The organism is Bradyrhizobium murdochi, assembly GCF_000472965.1.
In the GTDB taxonomy this organism is placed as follows: Bacteria; Pseudomonadota; Alphaproteobacteria; order Rhizobiales; family Xanthobacteraceae; genus Bradyrhizobium; species Bradyrhizobium murdochi.
The window spans coordinates 134,490-152,110 of record NZ_AXAU01000010.1; the positions used below are offsets into that span (position 1 = coordinate 134,490).

The 17,621-nt window shown below is 63.7% G+C and carries 16 protein-coding genes; 8 read left to right on the plus strand and 8 right to left on the minus strand.

What is annotated here, in order from left to right:
- Nucleotides 1-33: 33 nt before the first annotated feature.
- A complete protein-coding gene (gene ccmI / locus YUO_RS0120090) occupies nucleotides 34-1,137 on the minus strand; it encodes a c-type cytochrome biogenesis protein CcmI (RefSeq protein ID WP_028348893.1) in 1,104 nt (367 codons plus the stop codon).
- A gap of 324 nt (nucleotides 1,138-1,461) precedes the next feature.
- Here ccmI and exbB point away from each other — a divergent pair, with 324 nt between their 5' ends.
- Genes exbB through YUO_RS41205 form a run of 3 tightly spaced genes read left to right on the plus strand, consistent with a single transcriptional unit; the run spans nucleotide 1,462 to nucleotide 3,508 of the window.
- Nucleotides 1,462-2,328 (plus strand): tonB-system energizer ExbB, encoded by an 867-nt coding sequence (exbB, locus tag YUO_RS41200; RefSeq protein ID WP_083754644.1) that lies wholly within the window; start codon nucleotides 1,462-1,464, stop codon nucleotides 2,326-2,328.
- Between the two features lie 5 nt (nucleotides 2,329-2,333).
- Nucleotides 2,334-2,759: a TonB system transport protein ExbD gene (gene exbD, locus YUO_RS0120100; RefSeq protein WP_028348894.1), complete on the plus strand. Its 426-nt coding sequence runs from the start codon at nucleotides 2,334-2,336 to the stop codon at nucleotides 2,757-2,759.
- Nucleotides 2,756-3,508 (plus strand): energy transducer TonB, encoded by a 753-nt coding sequence (locus YUO_RS41205; protein ID WP_051379530.1) that lies wholly within the window; start codon nucleotides 2,756-2,758, stop codon nucleotides 3,506-3,508. The genes exbD and YUO_RS41205 overlap by 4 nt, the downstream gene beginning before the upstream one ends.
- A 49-nt stretch (nucleotides 3,509-3,557) precedes the next feature.
- On the opposite strand, the gene YUO_RS41210 is transcribed toward YUO_RS41205, so the two are convergent.
- The gene (locus tag YUO_RS41210) at nucleotides 3,558-6,725 is read right to left on the minus strand and encodes a TonB-dependent receptor domain-containing protein (RefSeq protein WP_156908696.1); all 3,168 of its coding nucleotides are present in this window, start codon (nucleotides 6,723-6,725) and stop codon (nucleotides 3,558-3,560) included.
- A 221-nt stretch (nucleotides 6,726-6,946) separates the two neighbouring features.
- On the opposite strand from YUO_RS41210, the gene mntR reads away from it, so the two are divergent.
- Nucleotides 6,947-7,435, plus strand: a complete 489-nt coding sequence (mntR, locus tag YUO_RS0120115) for a manganese-binding transcriptional regulator MntR (protein WP_430649554.1) — start codon at nucleotides 6,947-6,949, stop codon at nucleotides 7,433-7,435.
- Nucleotides 7,436-7,455: 20 nt separating this feature from the next.
- On the opposite strand, the gene YUO_RS0120120 is transcribed toward mntR, so the two are convergent.
- From YUO_RS0120120 to YUO_RS47200, 4 genes are all read right to left on the minus strand, one after another.
- On the minus strand, nucleotides 7,456-8,862 hold the full coding sequence (locus YUO_RS0120120) for a hypothetical protein (RefSeq protein WP_028348896.1): 1,407 nt from the start codon (nucleotides 8,860-8,862) through the stop codon (nucleotides 7,456-7,458).
- 166 nt (nucleotides 8,863-9,028) lie between these two features.
- Nucleotides 9,029-10,402: an ATP-binding protein gene (locus YUO_RS0120125; protein WP_028348897.1), complete on the minus strand. Its 1,374-nt coding sequence runs from the start codon at nucleotides 10,400-10,402 to the stop codon at nucleotides 9,029-9,031.
- Nucleotides 10,403-10,500: 98 nt separating this feature from the next.
- Nucleotides 10,501-11,172 carry a response regulator transcription factor gene (locus YUO_RS0120130; RefSeq protein ID WP_028348898.1) on the minus strand — a complete coding sequence of 224 codons (672 nt, stop codon included), beginning with the start codon at nucleotides 11,170-11,172 and terminating at the stop codon, nucleotides 10,501-10,503.
- A 286-nt stretch (nucleotides 11,173-11,458) separates the two neighbouring features.
- Nucleotides 11,459-11,611, minus strand: a complete 153-nt coding sequence (locus YUO_RS47200) for a hypothetical protein (RefSeq protein WP_176722012.1) — start codon at nucleotides 11,609-11,611, stop codon at nucleotides 11,459-11,461.
- A 263-nt stretch (nucleotides 11,612-11,874) separates the two neighbouring features.
- Here YUO_RS47200 and ku point away from each other — a divergent pair, with 263 nt between their 5' ends.
- Together ku and YUO_RS0120145 are read left to right on the plus strand one after the other, a co-directional pair.
- Nucleotides 11,875-12,840, plus strand: coding sequence for a non-homologous end joining protein Ku (ku, locus tag YUO_RS0120140; protein WP_028348899.1), 966 nt, complete (start codon nucleotides 11,875-11,877; stop codon nucleotides 12,838-12,840).
- 40 nt (nucleotides 12,841-12,880) lie between these two features.
- Nucleotides 12,881-13,117: a hypothetical protein gene (locus YUO_RS0120145; protein WP_028348900.1), complete on the plus strand. Its 237-nt coding sequence runs from the start codon at nucleotides 12,881-12,883 to the stop codon at nucleotides 13,115-13,117.
- Nucleotides 13,118-13,339: 222 nt separating this feature from the next.
- Here YUO_RS0120145 and YUO_RS44310 read toward each other — a convergent pair whose 3' ends face one another.
- Entirely contained in the window at nucleotides 13,340-13,504 is a 165-nt protein-coding gene (locus tag YUO_RS44310; RefSeq protein WP_063830309.1) for a Flp family type IVb pilin, read from the minus strand.
- Between the two features lie 216 nt (nucleotides 13,505-13,720).
- Here YUO_RS44310 and YUO_RS48515 point away from each other — a divergent pair, with 216 nt between their 5' ends.
- Nucleotides 13,721-13,849 carry a hypothetical protein gene (locus tag YUO_RS48515; protein ID WP_283806418.1) on the plus strand — a complete coding sequence of 43 codons (129 nt, stop codon included), beginning with the start codon at nucleotides 13,721-13,723 and terminating at the stop codon, nucleotides 13,847-13,849.
- A 100-nt stretch (nucleotides 13,850-13,949) separates the two neighbouring features.
- On the opposite strand, the gene YUO_RS0120160 is transcribed toward YUO_RS48515, so the two are convergent.
- Complete coding sequence (locus tag YUO_RS0120160; protein WP_028348901.1) at nucleotides 13,950-15,548, minus strand: porin; 1,599 nt, start codon at nucleotides 15,546-15,548, stop codon at nucleotides 13,950-13,952.
- 375 nt (nucleotides 15,549-15,923) lie between these two features.
- Between YUO_RS0120160 and YUO_RS0120165 the strand changes: the two genes are divergently transcribed.
- Complete coding sequence (locus YUO_RS0120165; RefSeq protein ID WP_283806419.1) at nucleotides 15,924-17,582, plus strand: thiamine pyrophosphate-requiring protein; 1,659 nt, start codon at nucleotides 15,924-15,926, stop codon at nucleotides 17,580-17,582.
- Nucleotides 17,583-17,621 lie beyond the last annotated feature (39 nt).

Here is a 17,621-nt window from a genome sequence, read left to right on the forward strand (position 1 = left end):
CCTGCCTTCGTCTTTGGGTTCCGCCATCCGGCTCTATCCATCAAGCCCGAGATTTTTCAGGCCTTCATTGAGCTGGCGCAAGCGTTCGGCATCGCCCGCGACCGCCTGGCGCGCTTCGGTGCGCGTGCTCGCCGCCTTGTCGCGTTCGCCCATCACCATATAGGCCCGCACCAGCCGCAACCAACCCTCGACATCGCTGCCGTCCTGCTTCAGCCGCGCCGCCAGCCGATCGACCATGCCACGGACCATCGTCCCGCGGTCGGCCTCGCTCATGTCCCTAGCCGCGGCCATTACATCATCGGAGAGCGCCGGCGCGACGGGGGCGCCGACCCGGGTCAGCGCCGCCTCGATCAGCGGCCGCCACGGCGCGTCGGCTGGCGCCTTTGACAGCATCGCCCGCCAGATCGCCGCAGCGTCGGCCTTCCGGCCGTCCTGCTCGGCAGCGAGCCCGAGGAAATAGCTGGCCCTGGGATCGTCGGCGTTTTGCGCCACCGCGCGCTCGAATTCGCCCTTGGCCTCCGCCGTGACGACGCCGCCCGCGCTGGTGACCAGCGCCTCACCGAGATCGGAGCGGCGCTCGGCGCTGTCGCCGGCATGTTGAATCACGTTGCGATAGGCCCGGACCGCGTCATTCCAGCGACCGAGCCGCGCCAGCACCGGCGCCAGCACCGTCCAGCCGCGGCCGTCGGTCGGATTCTTCTCCAGATGCGCTTCGACCTGCGCCACCATGTTTTCGAGCGACTGGCTGGCGTCCGCCATACGGGTGCGCGAGGCGAGCGGGAAGTCACCGAGACGCGGTGATCCGAGCGCGAGGTAGAACGTCACTGCCGCGATCGGCAACCCCACCAGCGCGACGACGGCCGAGGCGCGGCGCAGGCCAAGGTTGGCGCGCGCCGGCAGGTTGCGCTCCCCGTCCGCGGCAGCGAGAAGGCGGCGGCCGATTTCGACACGCGCCGCCTCGGCTTCGGACAAGCCGATCAACCCGGCTGCGACATCGCGGTCGATCTCGGCGAGCTGATCCTTGTAGACGACCGCCTCGTTGCCGCCGGCCTGCGCGGACGAGCCGCGGCTCAACGGCCAGAGCACGGCAAAAATTGCCGCGACCGTCATCAGCGCGAACACAAACCACAGCGTCATCAAGTAGTTCCCGGGGGCGGAACGGCGCTTTCCGAGCCAGCGCCGATACGCCGCTTTACACTACCGGCGGCAAGCCCGGCAATTGACAATTGCGGCAGAAAAACCGGGAGGCGGCCTACGGCCGCCGGCGATCCGGAGTTCCTCAGCGCAGTTAGGCCAGGCTTCTCCGCCGGATCGCGGCTCGCAAATCCATTAACCCTAAATTGCAGCGGAGCCTGCCTGCATGCACCGTCGAGCCTGGTGCCTTGGCCTCTGGCGTTTGCACCAAGACGTAGGCGATGCTACACAATGGGGCTGAGGCATTAATTGCGTGAAGGCAGATCGATGCGATCCTGGAAAGCATTTCGACGTGGCGCTGTTCGGTCCGCCCCTGTCAAAACTCCATTTGGTTTGAAACTCCGCCGTAGCGTTCCGCTTCTGTCACTTCCGCTGCTGTTGTTGCCATTTCCAGCAGCCGCCCAGGACGCAACGGAAAGGACAGCGATCGCGGCTGCAGTGCTGCCCCGCGATCTCAGCCCCTGGGGCATGTTCATGCAGGCCGACGTCGTCGTCAAAGCGGTGATGATCGGTCTGGTATTTGCCACCGCGGTCACCTGGACGGTGTGGCTCGCAAAGACGATCGAGCTGATCAAGGCGCGACGGAATGCCCGACATGCCTTACGCGAGCTCGCCAACGTCCGAAACGTGGAAGACGCCGTGCGGCAGGTACCCGACGGCGCGGTTGCGCAGTTGCTCGACGCTGCCCTGGCAGAATTGAGATTGAGCACCGATCGAATGGACAAGGAGGGAATCAAGGCAAGGATCGCTTCCCGGCTCCAGCAGATCGAGGCGGCGGCAAGCAGGCGCATCGGACTAGGCACTGGCGTGCTTGCGACCATTGGATCGACCGGCCCCTTCGTCGGACTGTTCGGCACGGTCTGGGGAATCATGAACAGCTTCATCGGAATATCGAAGTCGCAAACCACCAACCTCGCCGTGGTCGCGCCTGGAATCGCCGAGGCGCTGCTGGCGACGGCGCTCGGGCTGGTGGCGGCGATTCCCGCCGTCATGATCTACAATCTCTTTGCACGCCAGATCGCTTCCTACCGGGCGCTGCTCGGGGACGGATCCGCTGAGATCACGCGACTGGTCGGCCGCGACCTCGATAGCGGCGCCATGCTGGTGCGGCGGCACCTCGCAGCGGCGGAGTAGCAGCCATGGCCGCCAGTCTGAACCAGGGCAACGGCGATCTCGCCGAAGTCCATGAGATCAATGTGACGCCGTTCATCGACGTCATCCTCGTTCTGCTCATCATCTTCATGGTTGCCGCGCCGCTTGCGACCGTCGATATCGCCGTCGATCTTCCGGCGTCGAACGCGCAGCCGCAGCCGCGGCCGGACAAGCCGGTCTATCTGACGGTGAAGCCGGACCTGTCGCTTTCCGTCGGGAACGAAACTGTGGGGCGTAGCGCACTGCCCGGCGCGCTCGATGCGAGCACCAGCGGCCAGAAGGACACCCGCATTTTCCTGCGCGCCGACAAGCTCGTCCCCTATGGCGAGGTGATGCAGGTCATGAACATGTTGCGGTCCGCCGGGTACCTTAAGGTCGCCCTGGTCGGAATGGAGCAAGCCTCATCGCCATGATGCAGCTTGCGGCCGAAGACCGTTCCGATCTTCGACGATGGATGTTCAGCAGCCTCGCGGTGCTGTGCGTCTATGCCGGATTGACTGCCACGCTCGCCACCTGGCGCGATGTGGATGACACGGTGGCTGCCGAACCTTCGGGCGCGATCGTGGTCGACCTAGCACCGTTGGCCGCAGCACCAACGACGACGCCGACCGACATTGCGCCCGGTCCGGAGCAGGTGATGTCGGAGGCGCAGCCGGTGGCGAAGCCCGAGAAGACGCCGCCCGATGAAACGCCCGAGTTGCCGCCCGCTCCCAATCCGAACGCGGCTGTGGCTTTGCAGAGCAAGCCGCAGCCTGACGTGGCGCCGCAGCAGCAGGCGGCGGCCACGACATCGGCACCGCCTGCAATCAACGAGCGGATCGCACCGGTCGCCGTGGCACCGACCCAGGGTGTGCCGAATGACAAGAATTCGGAGGCCGTCGTGACGTGGCGAACCCAGGTCCTCGCTTTGGTTGAGAAGAACAAGCGATATCCGGAAACCGCGCGGTCGCGGCGCGAGCAAGGGACGACGCAGATGTCGTTTACGCTTGATCGCAAGGGAATGGTTGTCAGCGCGCGTGTAACTCAAAGTTCGGGATCCGGCGCCCTTGATGAGGAAGCGCTCGCGCTCCTCAAGCGCGCGCAGCCCTTCCCTTCGCCGCCCGCAACATTTCCCGGCGAATTCGTTGTCGTGAGGCAGCCGATCCGCTTCACGGTCAAATAGAGCGACGACCGCAACACCTGGTCGTCTGACCGCGGGCTTCAGTTGGCGGCTAATCCGCGACGATCGGGCCGCCGAACTTGTAGCTCGCCCCGATCCTCACACCATCACTGGTCACCCGCGTGTTGGCGTCGAACGCAACTGCGGTGTTGAGCGCCGCAGGCGGCGTCGAACGCACCGAGCCGAAATCCATGTGGAGATATTCGAGCTTTGCGGTCCAGTTGCCTGTCAGCCGCGTCTCGAAACCGGCGCCGACAGCCCAGCCGAACCGATACAAGTGCCGATCCAGAGACGCCGTGGTTGCGACACCCGCATTGTCGAAACCTGCAACCGCCGTTGACGTCGTTATCTTGCCGAACGGAACGCCCGCGGTGGCGTAGGCAAGCAGGTCCGGCGTCACAAGCGTTCCGACGCGGCCGCGAACCGAGGCTACCCACCCCAAGCGATAGTCCACGCTCGCCGTCACGGTGGCATCGAGCGGAGCGAGCGCCGGGTTGCAGATCTTGCCGGGGCAAGCGGTGGCGCTGCTTCCGCGCTGATTGCGGTATTCAAAATCGCCTTCAATGCCTGCCAGCATCCGGCCCGACGTCCAGTTATAGCCGGCTTGTCCACCAATACTGGCGGTGTGGTGCGTGGACGACAGGCGGGCTCCGGCAAGCGAGGCTCCGGTTGCAACGTCGTTGAACGCAGCGTTGGTAACGCCCTCACCCCTCAAATATCCAACATTGCCGCCGGCATAGATGCCCGCCCAGTTCCAGGCCGCCGCTTCGAGCGCGGGGCTCTTGTAGTAGCCGTTGCCGGCCGGCCGTCTCGCCGTGCCGATCCAGGTGCCGGGCGGGCCGCTTGGCCGGTCGACACCGTATTTGACGTTGAGAAACAGTTTGAAGCCACGACCCGGCTGCAAGATCTCGTCCTTGTGGAATTGAACGGAGTTGCGAATGTTGGCGTTGAGCAGATTGTCGCCAACCACGCCGGTCGCGACCTCAACCGCGCCCCATGGCGAATCCTTCCAGAATTTCCGGTGCTCGAGTTGCACCTTCACCAAATCATATCCGGCGGTCGGCGTGTCGAATTGCGGAATGTCGTTCTGCGCAAACGCGTGCAACACGCCGACGCGCGCGAACCAATTGTCGTTGCGCCAGTAGACGCCGCCGCCGAGGCGCATCGGAGGAATGCGCGGCACGTTGCTGCCGTCGGTGAAGGTCGCCCGCACCACATCATACTGGCCATCGAGGCCAAGGGTGCCATTGGCAAGCTGTGCGGCGTCCCACTGCCACGCCAGTTCGCCGCCGCGGAAAGTCGCGTCACGCTGATCGTAGTTGACCTGGATGTAGTCGGTGCCGGCGCCGCATGAAGCAAACGTTTCCTGACAAAAGATGCCGGTGGCGCGCGAGAAAATGAACTTGTCGTACGACGTGTAGTAGGCATTCGCGGCGAACCTGAAATCGCCATCCGTACGTTTCAAGCCGATTTCCGCCGTCTGCGCGGTTTCGATTCCGAGATTCGAGTTGCCGATCTTGAACGTCTTCTCCGAACCGTCGGGACCTTGGGCGAACAGTTCGAGAGCGCGCGGCGCACGTTCGATCCGTTGCAGCGTCAGGCTGGCTTCCAGCGAGGATGGAAGATCCTTGATGATGCCGAAGCTGACGCTCTTCGGCATGAAGTCGAGCTTGGCGGCAGCCCTGCCCGGCTCATCCGGTGGTGGGAGAAAGTTCGGCGGAAAGGTGAACGCCGTTCCCGCGACATTGACCCCCTCGATGCGACCCGCCAATTGCGTGCGCAGCGTGCCCGTGTGCCTGACTTCATTGAGGAAGTACGCCGCCGCCGTTCTGGTCTGGGCCGGAAGCAGGATCGCCTGCCCTGCCGTATCCAGTTGCTGGTAAGCGCCTTGCGCGCCGATAATGCTGGTCAGCGCACCGATCGGCGTGGCGAACGGCGCTAGTTCGAACTCGAGCTTGCCTTCGGTCTGCCGGTTCTTGAAGGTTGCGGTAATCTCCTGGAAGCCCGTGGTGGCGAGCACCGTCTCGTCGTGCCAGTACTCCGAATATCCGGTCCAGTACCTGATCGCGGCAAGCGCGCTTGCGTCCGGGCGATACTCGCCCTTGGAGCTGATCTTGGTTTGCTCGAGGTCGTTGTGCTGGCGGGCTTCCGCGGTCGCAATACCGGGGACGTGGTAGTCGCTGGTGAAACGGGAGACGGCGATGCCGGCATAACCGCCGTCGAAAAGCCAGGAGCCGCCGACCGCCGCGCCCGCGCTTTGCGAAGCGGAATTCGGCTGCGTGCCGTTGAAGGCAGGCGCAGGGATTGGCGGGACGAGATACGGATAACTCGGGACGCTGTAGTCGCCGGAGGAGCGACCGTAGATGTCGGCATGAACGGCGGCGTTGCGGCCGCCGGCATCCAGCAACAGGCCGCTCTCCCATCCCTTGTTGACGCTCGTCACGCCCGACCTCAGTTCCGCAGCCACTCCCCCGAGGGGCGCAGCGGTCGGAATCCGATTGTTGTTAACGTCGACGACGCCGCCGACGGCTTGCGAGCCGAAGCGGAGCGCACCCGGTCCGCGAATGACGTCGACCTTCTGGATGGCGAGAGGGTCGATCGGCACCGCGTGGTCCTGCGCGATGTCAGACACGTCGACCGCACCGACGCCGTTCTCCTGAATGCGGACCTTTGCGTCCGACAGGCCACGCAAGATCGGGCGCGACGATTCCGTGGCAAGTCCGGCCGATGTTGCGCCGGGCATATTGGTGAACAGGCTGCCGAATCCACCGTTGCTGCTGCCGGTCTGGATCTGGTTGCTCCCGATCGTCGACAGCGGCGCAAATGGCGGATTGAAGGGCGACGTCGGCACGGTCGCGGGCGTCGGGCCCGGCAGCGGCGCCGCCACGGTCGTCGAACGCCGACCAGGCTCGCTGCGCGCGGCCCGCCGCGCGGGTTTAGGCTGACGCCCCTCGACCGTCACTTGCGGCATCTCGATTTCTGCCGGCGCGCTCGGCGTGGCTTGCGGTCCGGCCGCCGGGGCCGGCGCGGTCTGCGACGGAGCCGGCTCCGCCGGGGCCTGCCCCGCTGTCGGCGGCGCCGGAACGGCTGGTTCGGCAGACGGCGCCGCCTGGGGCGTCGGTGACGCGGGCGCTGCGGTTTGCGCGAGCGCCGCGGCGTGACTCAACCAAACCACGGCCAGTGCCGATGTGCCCACAAGGGCCATTCGCGTCGCGCGCATATTCATCCCCAACCGATCGCGCTTCAGCAACAGCCTGCTTGATAAGCCGCAAACACCAAACGTAGGTGAGGCTACATGTTAATGCTGACCCATTAACTGTCAAGATGCTGCGAACGAGTCGCAAATTCCAGGTGCCGGCCTGTTGCAGATCGGCGACAAGCCGCCAACTTGCAATGTGGTCGGCAGCACGCCATGGTCGCGCCTCGTCTGGATGGATTCGCCTGGAAGGTGCAGTGGTGCGTAAGCCCTCGACAAATCGGGCCAAGCCGATGACGCCGCTGCCCGCGGAACAAACGCAGGCGCGCCGCTTCGGAAAGGCGCGATCGGCGCGATCGACCGCGGTTCTGGAAGACTATGTCGAATTGATCTCTGATCTGCTCGGCACGACCGGCGAGGCACGCCCGACCGACATCGCGCGCAGGCTGGGCGTATCGCACCCGACGGCGATCGACACCATTGCGCGGTTGAAGCGCGAAGACCTGGTTACGGCCCGCCCCTATCGCGGGGTGTTCCTGACCGAAAAGGGTGAGACCCTCGCCAAGCGCGTCCGCGCCCGTCACCGTCTGGTGGTCGACGTCTTGCTGGCGCTCGGCGTTCCGCAGGAAGCCGCGGAGGCTGATGCCGAGGGCATCGAACATCATGTTTCCGATGTGACGCTGAAGGCCTTCGCCGAATTTCTTCGCGACGCCAAGGATCGACGCAAGGCATGACGCGATAGATCGAGAGGGCGCTAGCCGGCTTTGGTCGCTTTACGTTCGCCGGTCACGGCATTTTCGGCCGCCCGGCTCATCAGCGACGCGTAGTCATGGCCGAACAGGATTTCGCAGAAGCGGATCGCCGCCTTGGCCTGCATCTGCCGGTAGGCGCGCGCTCTGGTGTCGGCGCCGCGCAGCGCCTGCACCAGGCTCTCGGTGGAATGCTCGACGTAATGTTGCAGGTCGGAATAGGTCCGCAGGGTGACTTCGTTGATGGCGAGTTCGCTGGCATAGGTGCGGCATACCGCCACGAAGTCGATTAGGGCGGCGATCTCTTCGACCTCCGCGGCGTCGATCTTCGGCGCCGAAGCGATATCCTTGTCGGCGCGCTGGCGCAGGATGCGGCGGACCCGGCCGGGCACGCTCTCGATCTCAGACTGCAGCGAATTGGAAATATCGGCCCGGATCGACGTGAGCTGGCGGCCCCACGCGGAATCGTTGCGCAGATCGAGCTCGGTGCGCAAGCCCCGCACGCCATCGTGCAGGATTTTCAGTTGGTCGCCGACATTATCGAAATGGCCGCGCCTGATGTCCGTGCGCAGGCAGGCCGTGAGAAACGAGAGATCGTGCAGCGCGATCGTGACGGCGATGCCGTAGGGCGTGGCCGCCACGCGTATCTCGTCGTCGGAGGCCGCCATCTTGACCGCGAGGCGGATGATCTGCCACGGCGCCGCCAATCGCTGCATGATCAGCGACAGCGCGAACGGCAGCAATTGCGGCGTCTGCAACGACGGCACGTTGAGCGCCGACGTCACCGTCTCGAGCTGGGAGGGCGTCAGCGCCCGAACCTGGCCGGGAAGCCGGCTGCCGAGCGTCTCCATCGCCTCACGGGCCCGCAGCACCGCGCCGATCGACAACAAATCCTCAACTACATTCGGCGAGCCAATGCGCGAGAGCGCACGATGCCTGTCCTCGCCCTGCACCGGAGTGGCGATTTTGACGATCGCCTCGGCTGTGGCGAGCTGGAATTTGCGAGTCGCGGCTCCGAGGCCTGCGGTGGAGCCGCTCAGCCTGATCTCGCTGAGTGTCGCTTCGAATGCGCGCACGGCCTCGGGCGCGCCGTCGCGGCCCAGCCATTGCCAGACCGGCAGCAGCGACGCGCGCCGGATCTGCCCGGCACGCACCGGAAAATTGCCCTCGACGAGAAATGGCTCGAGCGGACCGTACAACAGCCGCGCCGGATCGTCGGTGCGCGGACGCGCCTGGTCGTCTTCCTCGGCCCCGCGGACGACGTTGCGCAACTGCTCGAGCACGAAATTGGCGACTGCGAGGTCTTCCCCGCGCTCGATGGCGCGCTCGAACTCCCGCATCAGCAGCGCCTGCGATTGAGGCGGGAGCTGGGCGAGATAGTCCCTCAGCCGCTCTGTCGATGTCTGACTCATTCGCCTGGTGTGGATATGTTTGTGGTCACGCGGACGGCAAAGCGCGTCCACCGCCGATTTTAGAAGTGCGCGTGTTAAGAACCCGTTTAGGAATAACGAAATCGGCGGCCGGGCAGCGCCGGACAGCGGCCCCTTCAATCCCAGGTAATTCAGCCCGATAAGGCGTTCATATCCCCGGCAACACCAGCTCTGCCCGCAGCCCGCCGATCGGGGCATCGCCCAGGACGAGGCTACCGCCATAGAGGCCGGCGAGATCGACCACGATCGAAAGCCCAAGCCCGGAGCCCGGCTTGGATTCGTCCAGGCGCTGGCCGCGCCGGGATACCTGCGCGCGCTCGGCAGCGGATAATCCGCGGCCATCGTCATCGACAATGAGCCGCAGCCGTGGCCCGGTGCCGGGCTCGGCCGGCGATTCGGCGCGCACCTCGATGAATACCTGCGAGGCCGCCCATTTGCAGGCATTGTCGACCAGATTGCCGGCCATCTCCTCAAGATCCTGGCGCTCGCCGCGGAACTTTGCCTGCGGGTCCGCCTTGACCACGATCTTGACGCCACGATCCCGGTGGATCTTTTCCATGGTCCGCCGCAGCGCCTCGATGGCCGGCGCGACCTCGGTGACGGTGCCGACGATGGTGACGCGCGCGGCGATACGTGCGCGCTCGAGGTGATGCGCGACCTGATCCCGCATCACAAAAGCCTGCTCCAAAACCTTGTTCGCAAAGGGGTCCACCGTGTGGGCGGTGGCCTCGTTGACGATCACGGACAGCGGCGTCTTGATGGCATGGGCGAGGTTGCCGACATGGGTGCGCGCGCGCTCGACGATCTCGCGGTTGGCGTCGATCAGGGCGTTGGTCTCGCGCGCCAGCGGCGCGATCTCGACCGGAAATTGGCCCTCAAGCCGCTCGGCGCGTCCGGAGCGGATGTCGGCGATCGCTTCCGAAATGCGCTTGAGCGGCGCCAACCCGAAGCGGACCTGGAAGATCGTGGTCAGGAGCAGCACGATGCCGAGCGCTGCAAAGGTGCCGCCGAGGTAATAATCGAAGGCGCGGATTTCGTCGAAAATCTCGGATGCGTCGCCAGCAACGCTGACCAGAAACTTGCCGTCGGCGCCGAGGTCGACCGGCCGTTCGACCACCCTCAGATCCTGGCCCTCCGGACCGTCGACGTAACCGAGACGGATCCCGGCCGGGGTCAACTCCGCGCCGATATCCTCGAGCTTCGGCAGCTTCTTGTCCCATAGCGAACGCGAGGCCTTTGTTTCGGCCTTTTCGTCGGTCCGGACGATCTGCCAGTACCAGCCGGACAAGGGCAGTTCGAACAGGGGTTCGCCGAGCGACTGGAACTGTTGGTCAGGCGGCTCGTCCGGCGTTGCGACTTCGGCAATAAGGGTGCGGAGGTAGAGGTTGAGGCGGCGGTCGAAGGCGCGCTCGGTCGCGTTCCGATAGACCGACGACAGGATCACGCCGGTGATGATCAGGATCACGACCACCCACGCGGTCGCCGACAGGAACAACCGCGTGGCGAGCGAACTTCCGCGCATCAGAACAAGATCCCGAAAAGCATATCCCCAGGCTCCAATCCTGCGGATGGAGACGGGCCTTCGGATAAGATCATGCTCGAATAAAAGAGCAAGGCTCATCAGGCGCCCGGTGACGGCGGCGTCAAGAGATAGCCGAGCCCACGCACGGTCTGGATGATGTCGACGTCGAGCTTCTTGCGGATGCGGCCGACGAACACCTCGATGGTATTGGAGTCGCGGTCGAAGTCCTGGTCATAGAGATGCTCGACCAGTTCGGTGCGCGACACCACGCGCCCGGTGTGATGCATCAGATAGGCCAGCAGCCGGTATTCGTGCGAGGTCATCTTGACCGGATTGCCTGAGACGCTGACCCGCCCGGTGCGGGTATCCAGCGAGACCGGGCCGCAGGTCAGTTCCGACTGGGCATGGCCGGTGGAGCGGCGTAGCAGCGCGCGAATGCGCGCCAGCACTTCTTCGAGGTGAAACGGCTTTGCGACATAGTCGTCGGCGCCGGCATCAAACCCCTGCACCTTGTCGCTCCAGCGGTCGCGCGCGGTGAGGATCAGGACCGGCATGGCGCGGCCGTTGCGGCGCCACGCCTCCAGGACCGAGATGCCGTCCATCTTCGGCAGCCCGATGTCGAGCACGACGGCGTCATAAGGCTCGCTGTCGCCCAGATAGTGCCCCTCCTCGCCATCGAACGCGCGATCAACCACATAGCCGGCATCCGTCAAAGCCGTCGTAAGCTGACGGTTGAGATCCGGATCGTCCTCAACAACAAGCAGGCGCAAGCTGGCCTCCAATAGTGAGCCCTACAATATCAGTTCTCATGATGAGGCTCAGCGGGGTGAACGGGCCATGAACGAGGCACACCGGGTAGTGCGACTTTTTCGTCATGACACTTCCGCGGGCCAGGGCGCGCCCGCAAACCGCAGGCCCAACGCCTAACATGCCCGATCGGATGCCCCAAGGGGGCCCCGGCAGGTTGCTTATGGCAACGGCTCCCGAAAAAGCGGGACCCTCTTCCCAGCCGCGCGGATAAGCAAGCATCCCGGTCGCGCAGCCTCGGTCAGTCCCTTACGTGCGGAAGAATATGAACCAGACAATGCCAAGAATCAGTATCGCAAGCCCGGTGGATACCGTCAGGAGTGCAAGCACGGACGGACCGGGCTCGGCTTGGCGGGCCTCGGTCGGGGTTTCGACGATCTGGCCATGTCGTTTCGTTGCCATGGGGACCTCTTCGAGTAAGTGCCTGTAATGTCAGCGAATGCTCCGACATTGCCTGTGAAAGCAACGCATGATCGAAAGTGATGTTCCGGGTATTGGGCCGTGTCACGCGGCCGCCGAGTTCAAAAGGTCGCAGACCCGCCGCCGCAGAACGGCCTCCTCAAGGGTTAACGCCGTTCGGAGATTCCGTATCCCGGCATGTTTGAGACGGGGTCATCCGGTGGTATCCTTCCCAGTCGTCTGTTGCGTATTTTCGGAGTAGCCCCATGGCCCCCCGCGCCAATTGGAAGGGTTTTCTGCGCTTGTCGCTCGTGACCTGCCCTGTCGCCCTCTATCCGGCGACCTCGGATACCGAGAAGGTTTCGTTCAACCAGATCAACCGCAAGACCGGCCACCGCATCAAATACGCCAAGGTCGACGCCGAGACCGGCGAGGAAGTCGCCAGCGAAGACATCATGAAGGGCTACAAGATCGATACCGACACCTACATCGAAGTGTCGAAGGATGAGCTAGACGACATCGCGCTGGAATCGACCCGCACCATCGAGATCGACGAATTCGTTCCGAAATCCGATATCGACGGCCGCTATCTGATCCGCCCCTATTACCTCGTGCCGGACGGCAAGGTCGGCCACGATGCGTTTGCGGTGATCCGTGAAACCATCCGCAGCATGGACAAGGTCGCGATCGGCCGCGTGGTACTGACCAACCGCGAGCATATTATCGCGCTGGAGCCGCTCGAGAATGGGCTGATGGGAACGCTGCTGCGCTATCCCTATGAAGTGCGCAACGAGAAGGAATATTTCGACGATATCCAGGACGTGAAGATCACCAAGGATATGCTTGATCTGGCAAGACATATCGTCGAGCAGAAATCCGCCTCATTCGAGCCCGAGCAGTTCGAGGATCGCTACGAGCAGGCGCTGATCGATCTGATCAACCAGAAGCGCAACGGCCTGAGTACGAAGGCCAAGGCGGCGCCGAAGACCACCGGCAACGTCATCAACCTGATGGACGCGCTGAAGCGCAGCATCGCCAGCGAGAAAGAGGCCGCCCCTGCCGCCGCCAAGGCCAAGGGCAAGAAGCCGAAGAAGGCCGCCGCCGGCCAGCGCGAGATGCTGTTGCCGATCAGCGGTAGCGGAAAGCGCGCTGCCAAGGAGACGGCGAAGGAAGCGCCGAAGAAGGCGGAAAAGCCGGTGCGTACCGCCGCCCGCACCAAGAAGGCCGGATGATCGGGCAAGGAGCGCGATAGATAGCACCATCTAGCGCGCGATGCCGTGGTCTACCCCGTTCGATGATCCGATACCGCTTTGCGGCGGCCGTAAGCTCGCGACGCTGCAGCAGGCCGCCGACTATGTCATGGCATTGCCGGAGGAAGTGCAGCACGAGGCGCACTGGCAGGTCGCGGTGGAAAATCTGATCAACGCGGCCGAGACCGGCGGCGGGTGGCTGATGTTCGCGCGGATTGCGATGCTGCGGGCCCTCAATGCGGAGCCAAAAGACAAATAGCCGGTTTCAGTCCCCGCCGCCGTCCCCGTCCCCGCTGCCAAAGTCCAGCCCGCCGTCGCAACGACCGGTCGTTGACCATCCAATCGATCAACAAGGCTGCGACCAATATCACGGAGAACACGCGCCACGGATTTTGCTGGACGTAGGCCAGGATTGATGGCCCCCAGGACACCAACAGCGGCCCCAATAGCAGTTCCAGCATGTGTCTGTGCGGCCTTGCCGCTATTTGAGCGAGGTGCTGACGTCGCTGAATTTCGAGCTGAGCGCGCTGCCGATGCCGTTGACGGCAGTGACGATCACGATGCTGAGGCCGGCCGCGATCAGGCAATATTCGATGGCGGTAGCGCCGCATTCATCGTCGACAAATCGCTCCAATAATCGACGCATAGACAAACTCCTGTCGACGCTCCCCGAAATTCTCCCGCGCCATACTGCTTAAACTCTAGGTCGGAACGGTTGAAGAGGCCTTGCGGAACAGAATGAACGATTGATTAAGGCTGACGAGGAGTCCCGCCCCGGAATCCTACGGTACGGAAAATTTACCATCGATTGTGTGCCGACCAGCCACCCTCGCCTGATCGGCGTCTTGCGGAGTGAGCGCGCATGATTGCGCAGAAGCGCGAAGCGGGAAGGAATTACATCGGTCTCTTGCACGACGAGACCGAGGAGCAGCGCATCGCCGACATTTCGGCGGCCGCGAACTACCCTATCCTGATCAGGTACTCGAGCTGATTGCGGCGATGTTCAGCCGCCGCAGCGAAGCGAGGTAGTCACCCCACCCGCCGCGGCGTCGAAAAAGGGACCGGGCAATGGCCTGGTCCGAGCATCGTTCTCAGAAGTTACGCTGGGCGCGGAACTGGAGCAGGACCGTGTCCTGATCCTTGAACTCGTAGAGCGCGTTCGGTTTCGGAGCGGTCGCCGTGAACACCGAGGAGCCCGACATCTTCTGGTCGAGATGGAACCACTGGACTTCGCCCGAGAACGTCAGGTTCTTGACCGGGGTCCAACGGGTAACGACGCCGAGCTGCGAGACGTTGAAGTCGGGGTTACAGGTGTAGTTGCCCGCAGCATTGCCGACCAGCGCCTGACCGGGGTGGCTGGCGGCGAAGGCGGCGCAAAGGGCGCCCTTGGCCGTCGAGGTCCCCGCACCCAGCAGATTGTCGTTCGCGCCACCATCGTACCTGACGGCGGAATAGCTGCCGAACAGGCTGGTCGACCAGTTCGGATTCCAGTTGTGGTTGAATGCGCCGCGGACGCCCCAGGCCGTCGTCAAAGCGATACCGCCGGTGCCGGCCGCGCCCGGGAAGTAGACGCCGTCGGTGGTCGCGCCGAAGCCGACGCTCTGATAGCCGAAGCCGCTATCGCCGAACATCGCGAAGTTGGGCGAGGAACCGCTGGTGGCGATGACGTACTTGGTGGCGCCCTTGGCGTAGGATACGTCGAGCTTGATATCGTCGCCTGCACCGGTCGGAATGTTCTTGATCTGCAACGCCGCCATCACCGCGCCGCCCCACTTGCTCTCGGGGTGGCCGCTGATTTCGGAAAGAGCGGTCGGGACAGAGCCCGCGCCCAGCGTGTTGTACGAACCGCTCACTTCATGCGCGGCGGCCGAAAGCTGGAACAGCCCCCAGGCCTGATCCACCCGGATTCTGCCGACGATGTCGGGCGCGTGCACGCCGGCATAGGCGTTCGATCCGGTCTCGTTGGCGCCGATCGCGCCCGGGATGCTCAGATTGTAGACGGCGGTGCGGTCCCACACGGTTGGGTCATCGAGACCAATCGAGGCCGATACGCCGTTGCCGAACTCGGCGGTGTACTGGATGTTGTTGACGCCGGTGTCGGTATTCTGGCCGCCCAGCAAGGAGGAGTTGATATTGCCCGGGAAGCCCTGCCACGGCGTGGCATAGGCTGATGCGGACTTACCGAAGGTGAAGCCGGCGAACTGGATGAAAACGAATTCGACCGCGACATATCCGCCGCCGGCCTGGTCAAGCAGGTTCGTGTTGTTGCCGAGGTTGGTCGCGAGGTTGTTGGGGTTGAACGTGCTGCCGCCGAGCGTGGTGAACTGAATGTCAGCCTGGCCGAAGGTGCGGACGACGCCGTATTCGGTAGCGGTTCGGGTGTCGACTGTCAGCGCCATACGGGAGCGGGCGACGAAGTAATTGGCATATCGGTTCTGCTGACCGATATCACCGTTCCAGGCGGGGGCGCCGTGCGCGCCACCGTTGAACGTGACGTCCGCACGCAGATAGCCGCCGAGCTTGATGCAGGTGTCCGAGCCCGGGATGTAGAAGAAGCCGGCGCCGTAGAGCGAGCAGACCCTCACATATTCGACTGCCTTGGCTTTGACCGGAAGGTCGGCCGCTTGTGCGCCGCTCAGGGCAATCAAGCCTGCCGCCGAGCTTAAAATTAAAGTTCGCGCTGTTTTCATTGTTATATATCTCCTGTTCGCGATGCCCCGCGACCTATGCAAGTTGTGTCCCGCGATGCCCCGCGTTTCATGCAAATGCATGCGCACACACCTAATGCAAAAATCTCCAGCGAGAATGACAAGACCGTGAAACCGCTTCAGTTGGCCGGCGGATGTGATTTTTTCGCAACGCAGCAGCGTCGAAGCCGAGTCAAAACGATCCACTTTCGCCTGCAGCTCGGGCGCTCACAGCAAGAATATTCCCCCCGGTTGCCTCATCTTTTGGCCTGAGCGGCAAAACGCATATCAGCACTTCCGAACGTACGCGCCGTCCGCGCTTTACCGGGCCGGAAAATCCTGTCCAACTGTCGCAAATCGGCCGGACCCAAAACCGGCCTGCATCCAGGGGGAGAGACCGTCATGAAACTCGGCGCCGCCATCGCAGAAATCATGAAGCGCGAGGGAATCGAAATCCTCTGCGGCTATCCGGTCAATCATCTCATCGAAGATGCCGCCAATGCCGATATCCGCCCGGTGATGGTGCGACAGGAACGCATCGGCGTTCACATGGCGGATGCGATCTCGCGCGTCACCTCGGGCCGTTCGATCGGCGCGTTCTGCATGCAGCACGGGCCCGGCGCCGAGAACGCGATGGGCGGCGTGGCGCAATGCTACGGCGAATCCGTCCCCGTCCTGGTGCTGCCGATGGGTTATGCGCGCAGGCTCGCCAATATCGAGCCGAACTTCAATTCCAGCCAGGCGATGAAGGCGTTCTCGAAATCGTCCGAGCCGATCAACATCGCGGCGGAAGTCTGCAACATCTTCCGAAGAGCGTTCACCAAATTGAAGAACGGCCGCGGGGGACCCGTCATTGTCGAAATCCCGGCCGACATGTGGAACGAGGAAGTGCCGGAGCCTCTCAACTATACGCCGGTGCTGCGCACCCGTTGCGGCGCGGATCCCGTGCACGTAAAGGAAGCGGCGGCCGTGCTCGTCGCCGCCAAGCGTCCGGTGATCTATGCCGGCCAGGGCGTGCATTACGCAAAGGCCTGGCCGCAGCTCAGACGGCTGGCCGAGCGCCTCGCCATTCCCGTCACGACCAGCCTTGGCGGCAAGTCGTCGTTTCCGGAGACGCATCCGCTATCGCTGGGCTCGGGCGGCCTCGCCGTGCCACGCGCGGTGCCGAAATTTTTGGGCGACGCCGACGTGATCTTCGGCATCGGCTGCTCGTTCACCGAGACCTCGTTCGGCATCGCCATGCCGAAGGGCAAGACCATCATTCATTCGACGCTCGATCCCAATCATCTCAACAAGGATGTCGAAGCCAAAATCGGTCTGGTCGGCGATGCCGCCCTGGTCCTCGATGCCTTGCTGGAAGAGATCGGCAAGACCGTTACGTCCGATCGGGACGCAAGCGCGGTCGCCGCCGAGATCGCCGCCTCTCACAAGGAATGGCTGGCGAAATGGATGCCGAAGCTGACGCATAACGAGGCGCCGCTTAGCCCCTATCGCGTATTGTGGGACCTGCAGCACACCGTCGACATCAACAACACCATCATCACTCACGACGCCGGCAGCCCGCGCGACCAGCTCTCGCCGTTCTGGAAATCGGTCGAGCCTCTGTCCTATGTCGGCTGGGGCAAGACCACGCAGCTCGGCTACGGCCTTGGCCTTGCGATGGGCGCCAAGCTGGCAAAACCCGACAAGCTCTGCATCAACGTCTGGGGCGACGCCGCGATCGGCTTCACCGGCATGGATTTCGAAACCGCGGTGCGCGAACGCATCCCGATCATGTCGATCCTGCTGAACAATTTTTCCATGGCGATCGAACTGAAGGTGATGCCGATCTCGACCGAGAAATACCGTTCCACCGACATTTCCGGCGACTACGCCGCGATGGCGCGCGCGTTCGGCGGCTATGGCGAGCGGGTGACGAAACCGGAAGACATCATCCCCGCCATCAAGCGCGGTATCCAGAAAACACAGGAAGGCGTCCCGGTGCTGTTGGAATTCATCACCAGCAAGGAGACTGAGGTTTCAAGGCCGGGCACCTGAGGCTCAACGCACAGATCATCGCCGATGCCGCGCGTCACC

What these genes read in the sequence shown, in the direction of transcription:
- ccmI (WP_028348893.1), bottom strand. Translation starts at nt 1,137, where the DNA reads ATGACGCTGTGGTTTGTGTTCGCGCTGATGACGGTCGCGGCAATTTTT.
- exbB (WP_083754644.1), top strand. Translation starts at nt 1,462, where the DNA reads ATGCGATCCTGGAAAGCATTTCGACGTGGCGCTGTTCGGTCCGCCCCT.
- exbD (WP_028348894.1), top strand. Translation starts at nt 2,334, where the DNA reads ATGGCCGCCAGTCTGAACCAGGGCAACGGCGATCTCGCCGAAGTCCAT.
- YUO_RS41205 (WP_051379530.1), top strand. Translation starts at nt 2,756, where the DNA reads ATGATGCAGCTTGCGGCCGAAGACCGTTCCGATCTTCGACGATGGATG.
- YUO_RS41210 (WP_156908696.1), bottom strand. Translation starts at nt 6,725, where the DNA reads ATGCGCGCGACGCGAATGGCCCTTGTGGGCACATCGGCACTGGCCGTG.
- YUO_RS0120120 (WP_028348896.1), bottom strand. Translation starts at nt 8,862, where the DNA reads ATGAGTCAGACATCGACAGAGCGGCTGAGGGACTATCTCGCCCAGCTC.
- YUO_RS0120125 (WP_028348897.1), bottom strand. Translation starts at nt 10,402, where the DNA reads ATGCGCGGAAGTTCGCTCGCCACGCGGTTGTTCCTGTCGGCGACCGCG.
- YUO_RS47200 (WP_176722012.1), bottom strand. Translation starts at nt 11,611, where the DNA reads ATGGCAACGAAACGACATGGCCAGATCGTCGAAACCCCGACCGAGGCC.
- ku (WP_028348899.1), top strand. Translation starts at nt 11,875, where the DNA reads ATGGCCCCCCGCGCCAATTGGAAGGGTTTTCTGCGCTTGTCGCTCGTG.
- YUO_RS0120145 (WP_028348900.1), top strand. Translation starts at nt 12,881, where the DNA reads ATGCCGTGGTCTACCCCGTTCGATGATCCGATACCGCTTTGCGGCGGC.
- YUO_RS44310 (WP_063830309.1), bottom strand. Translation starts at nt 13,504, where the DNA reads ATGCGTCGATTATTGGAGCGATTTGTCGACGATGAATGCGGCGCTACC.
- YUO_RS48515 (WP_283806418.1), top strand. Translation starts at nt 13,721, where the DNA reads ATGATTGCGCAGAAGCGCGAAGCGGGAAGGAATTACATCGGTCTCTTG.
- YUO_RS0120160 (WP_028348901.1), bottom strand. Translation starts at nt 15,548, where the DNA reads ATGAAAACAGCGCGAACTTTAATTTTAAGCTCGGCGGCAGGCTTGATT.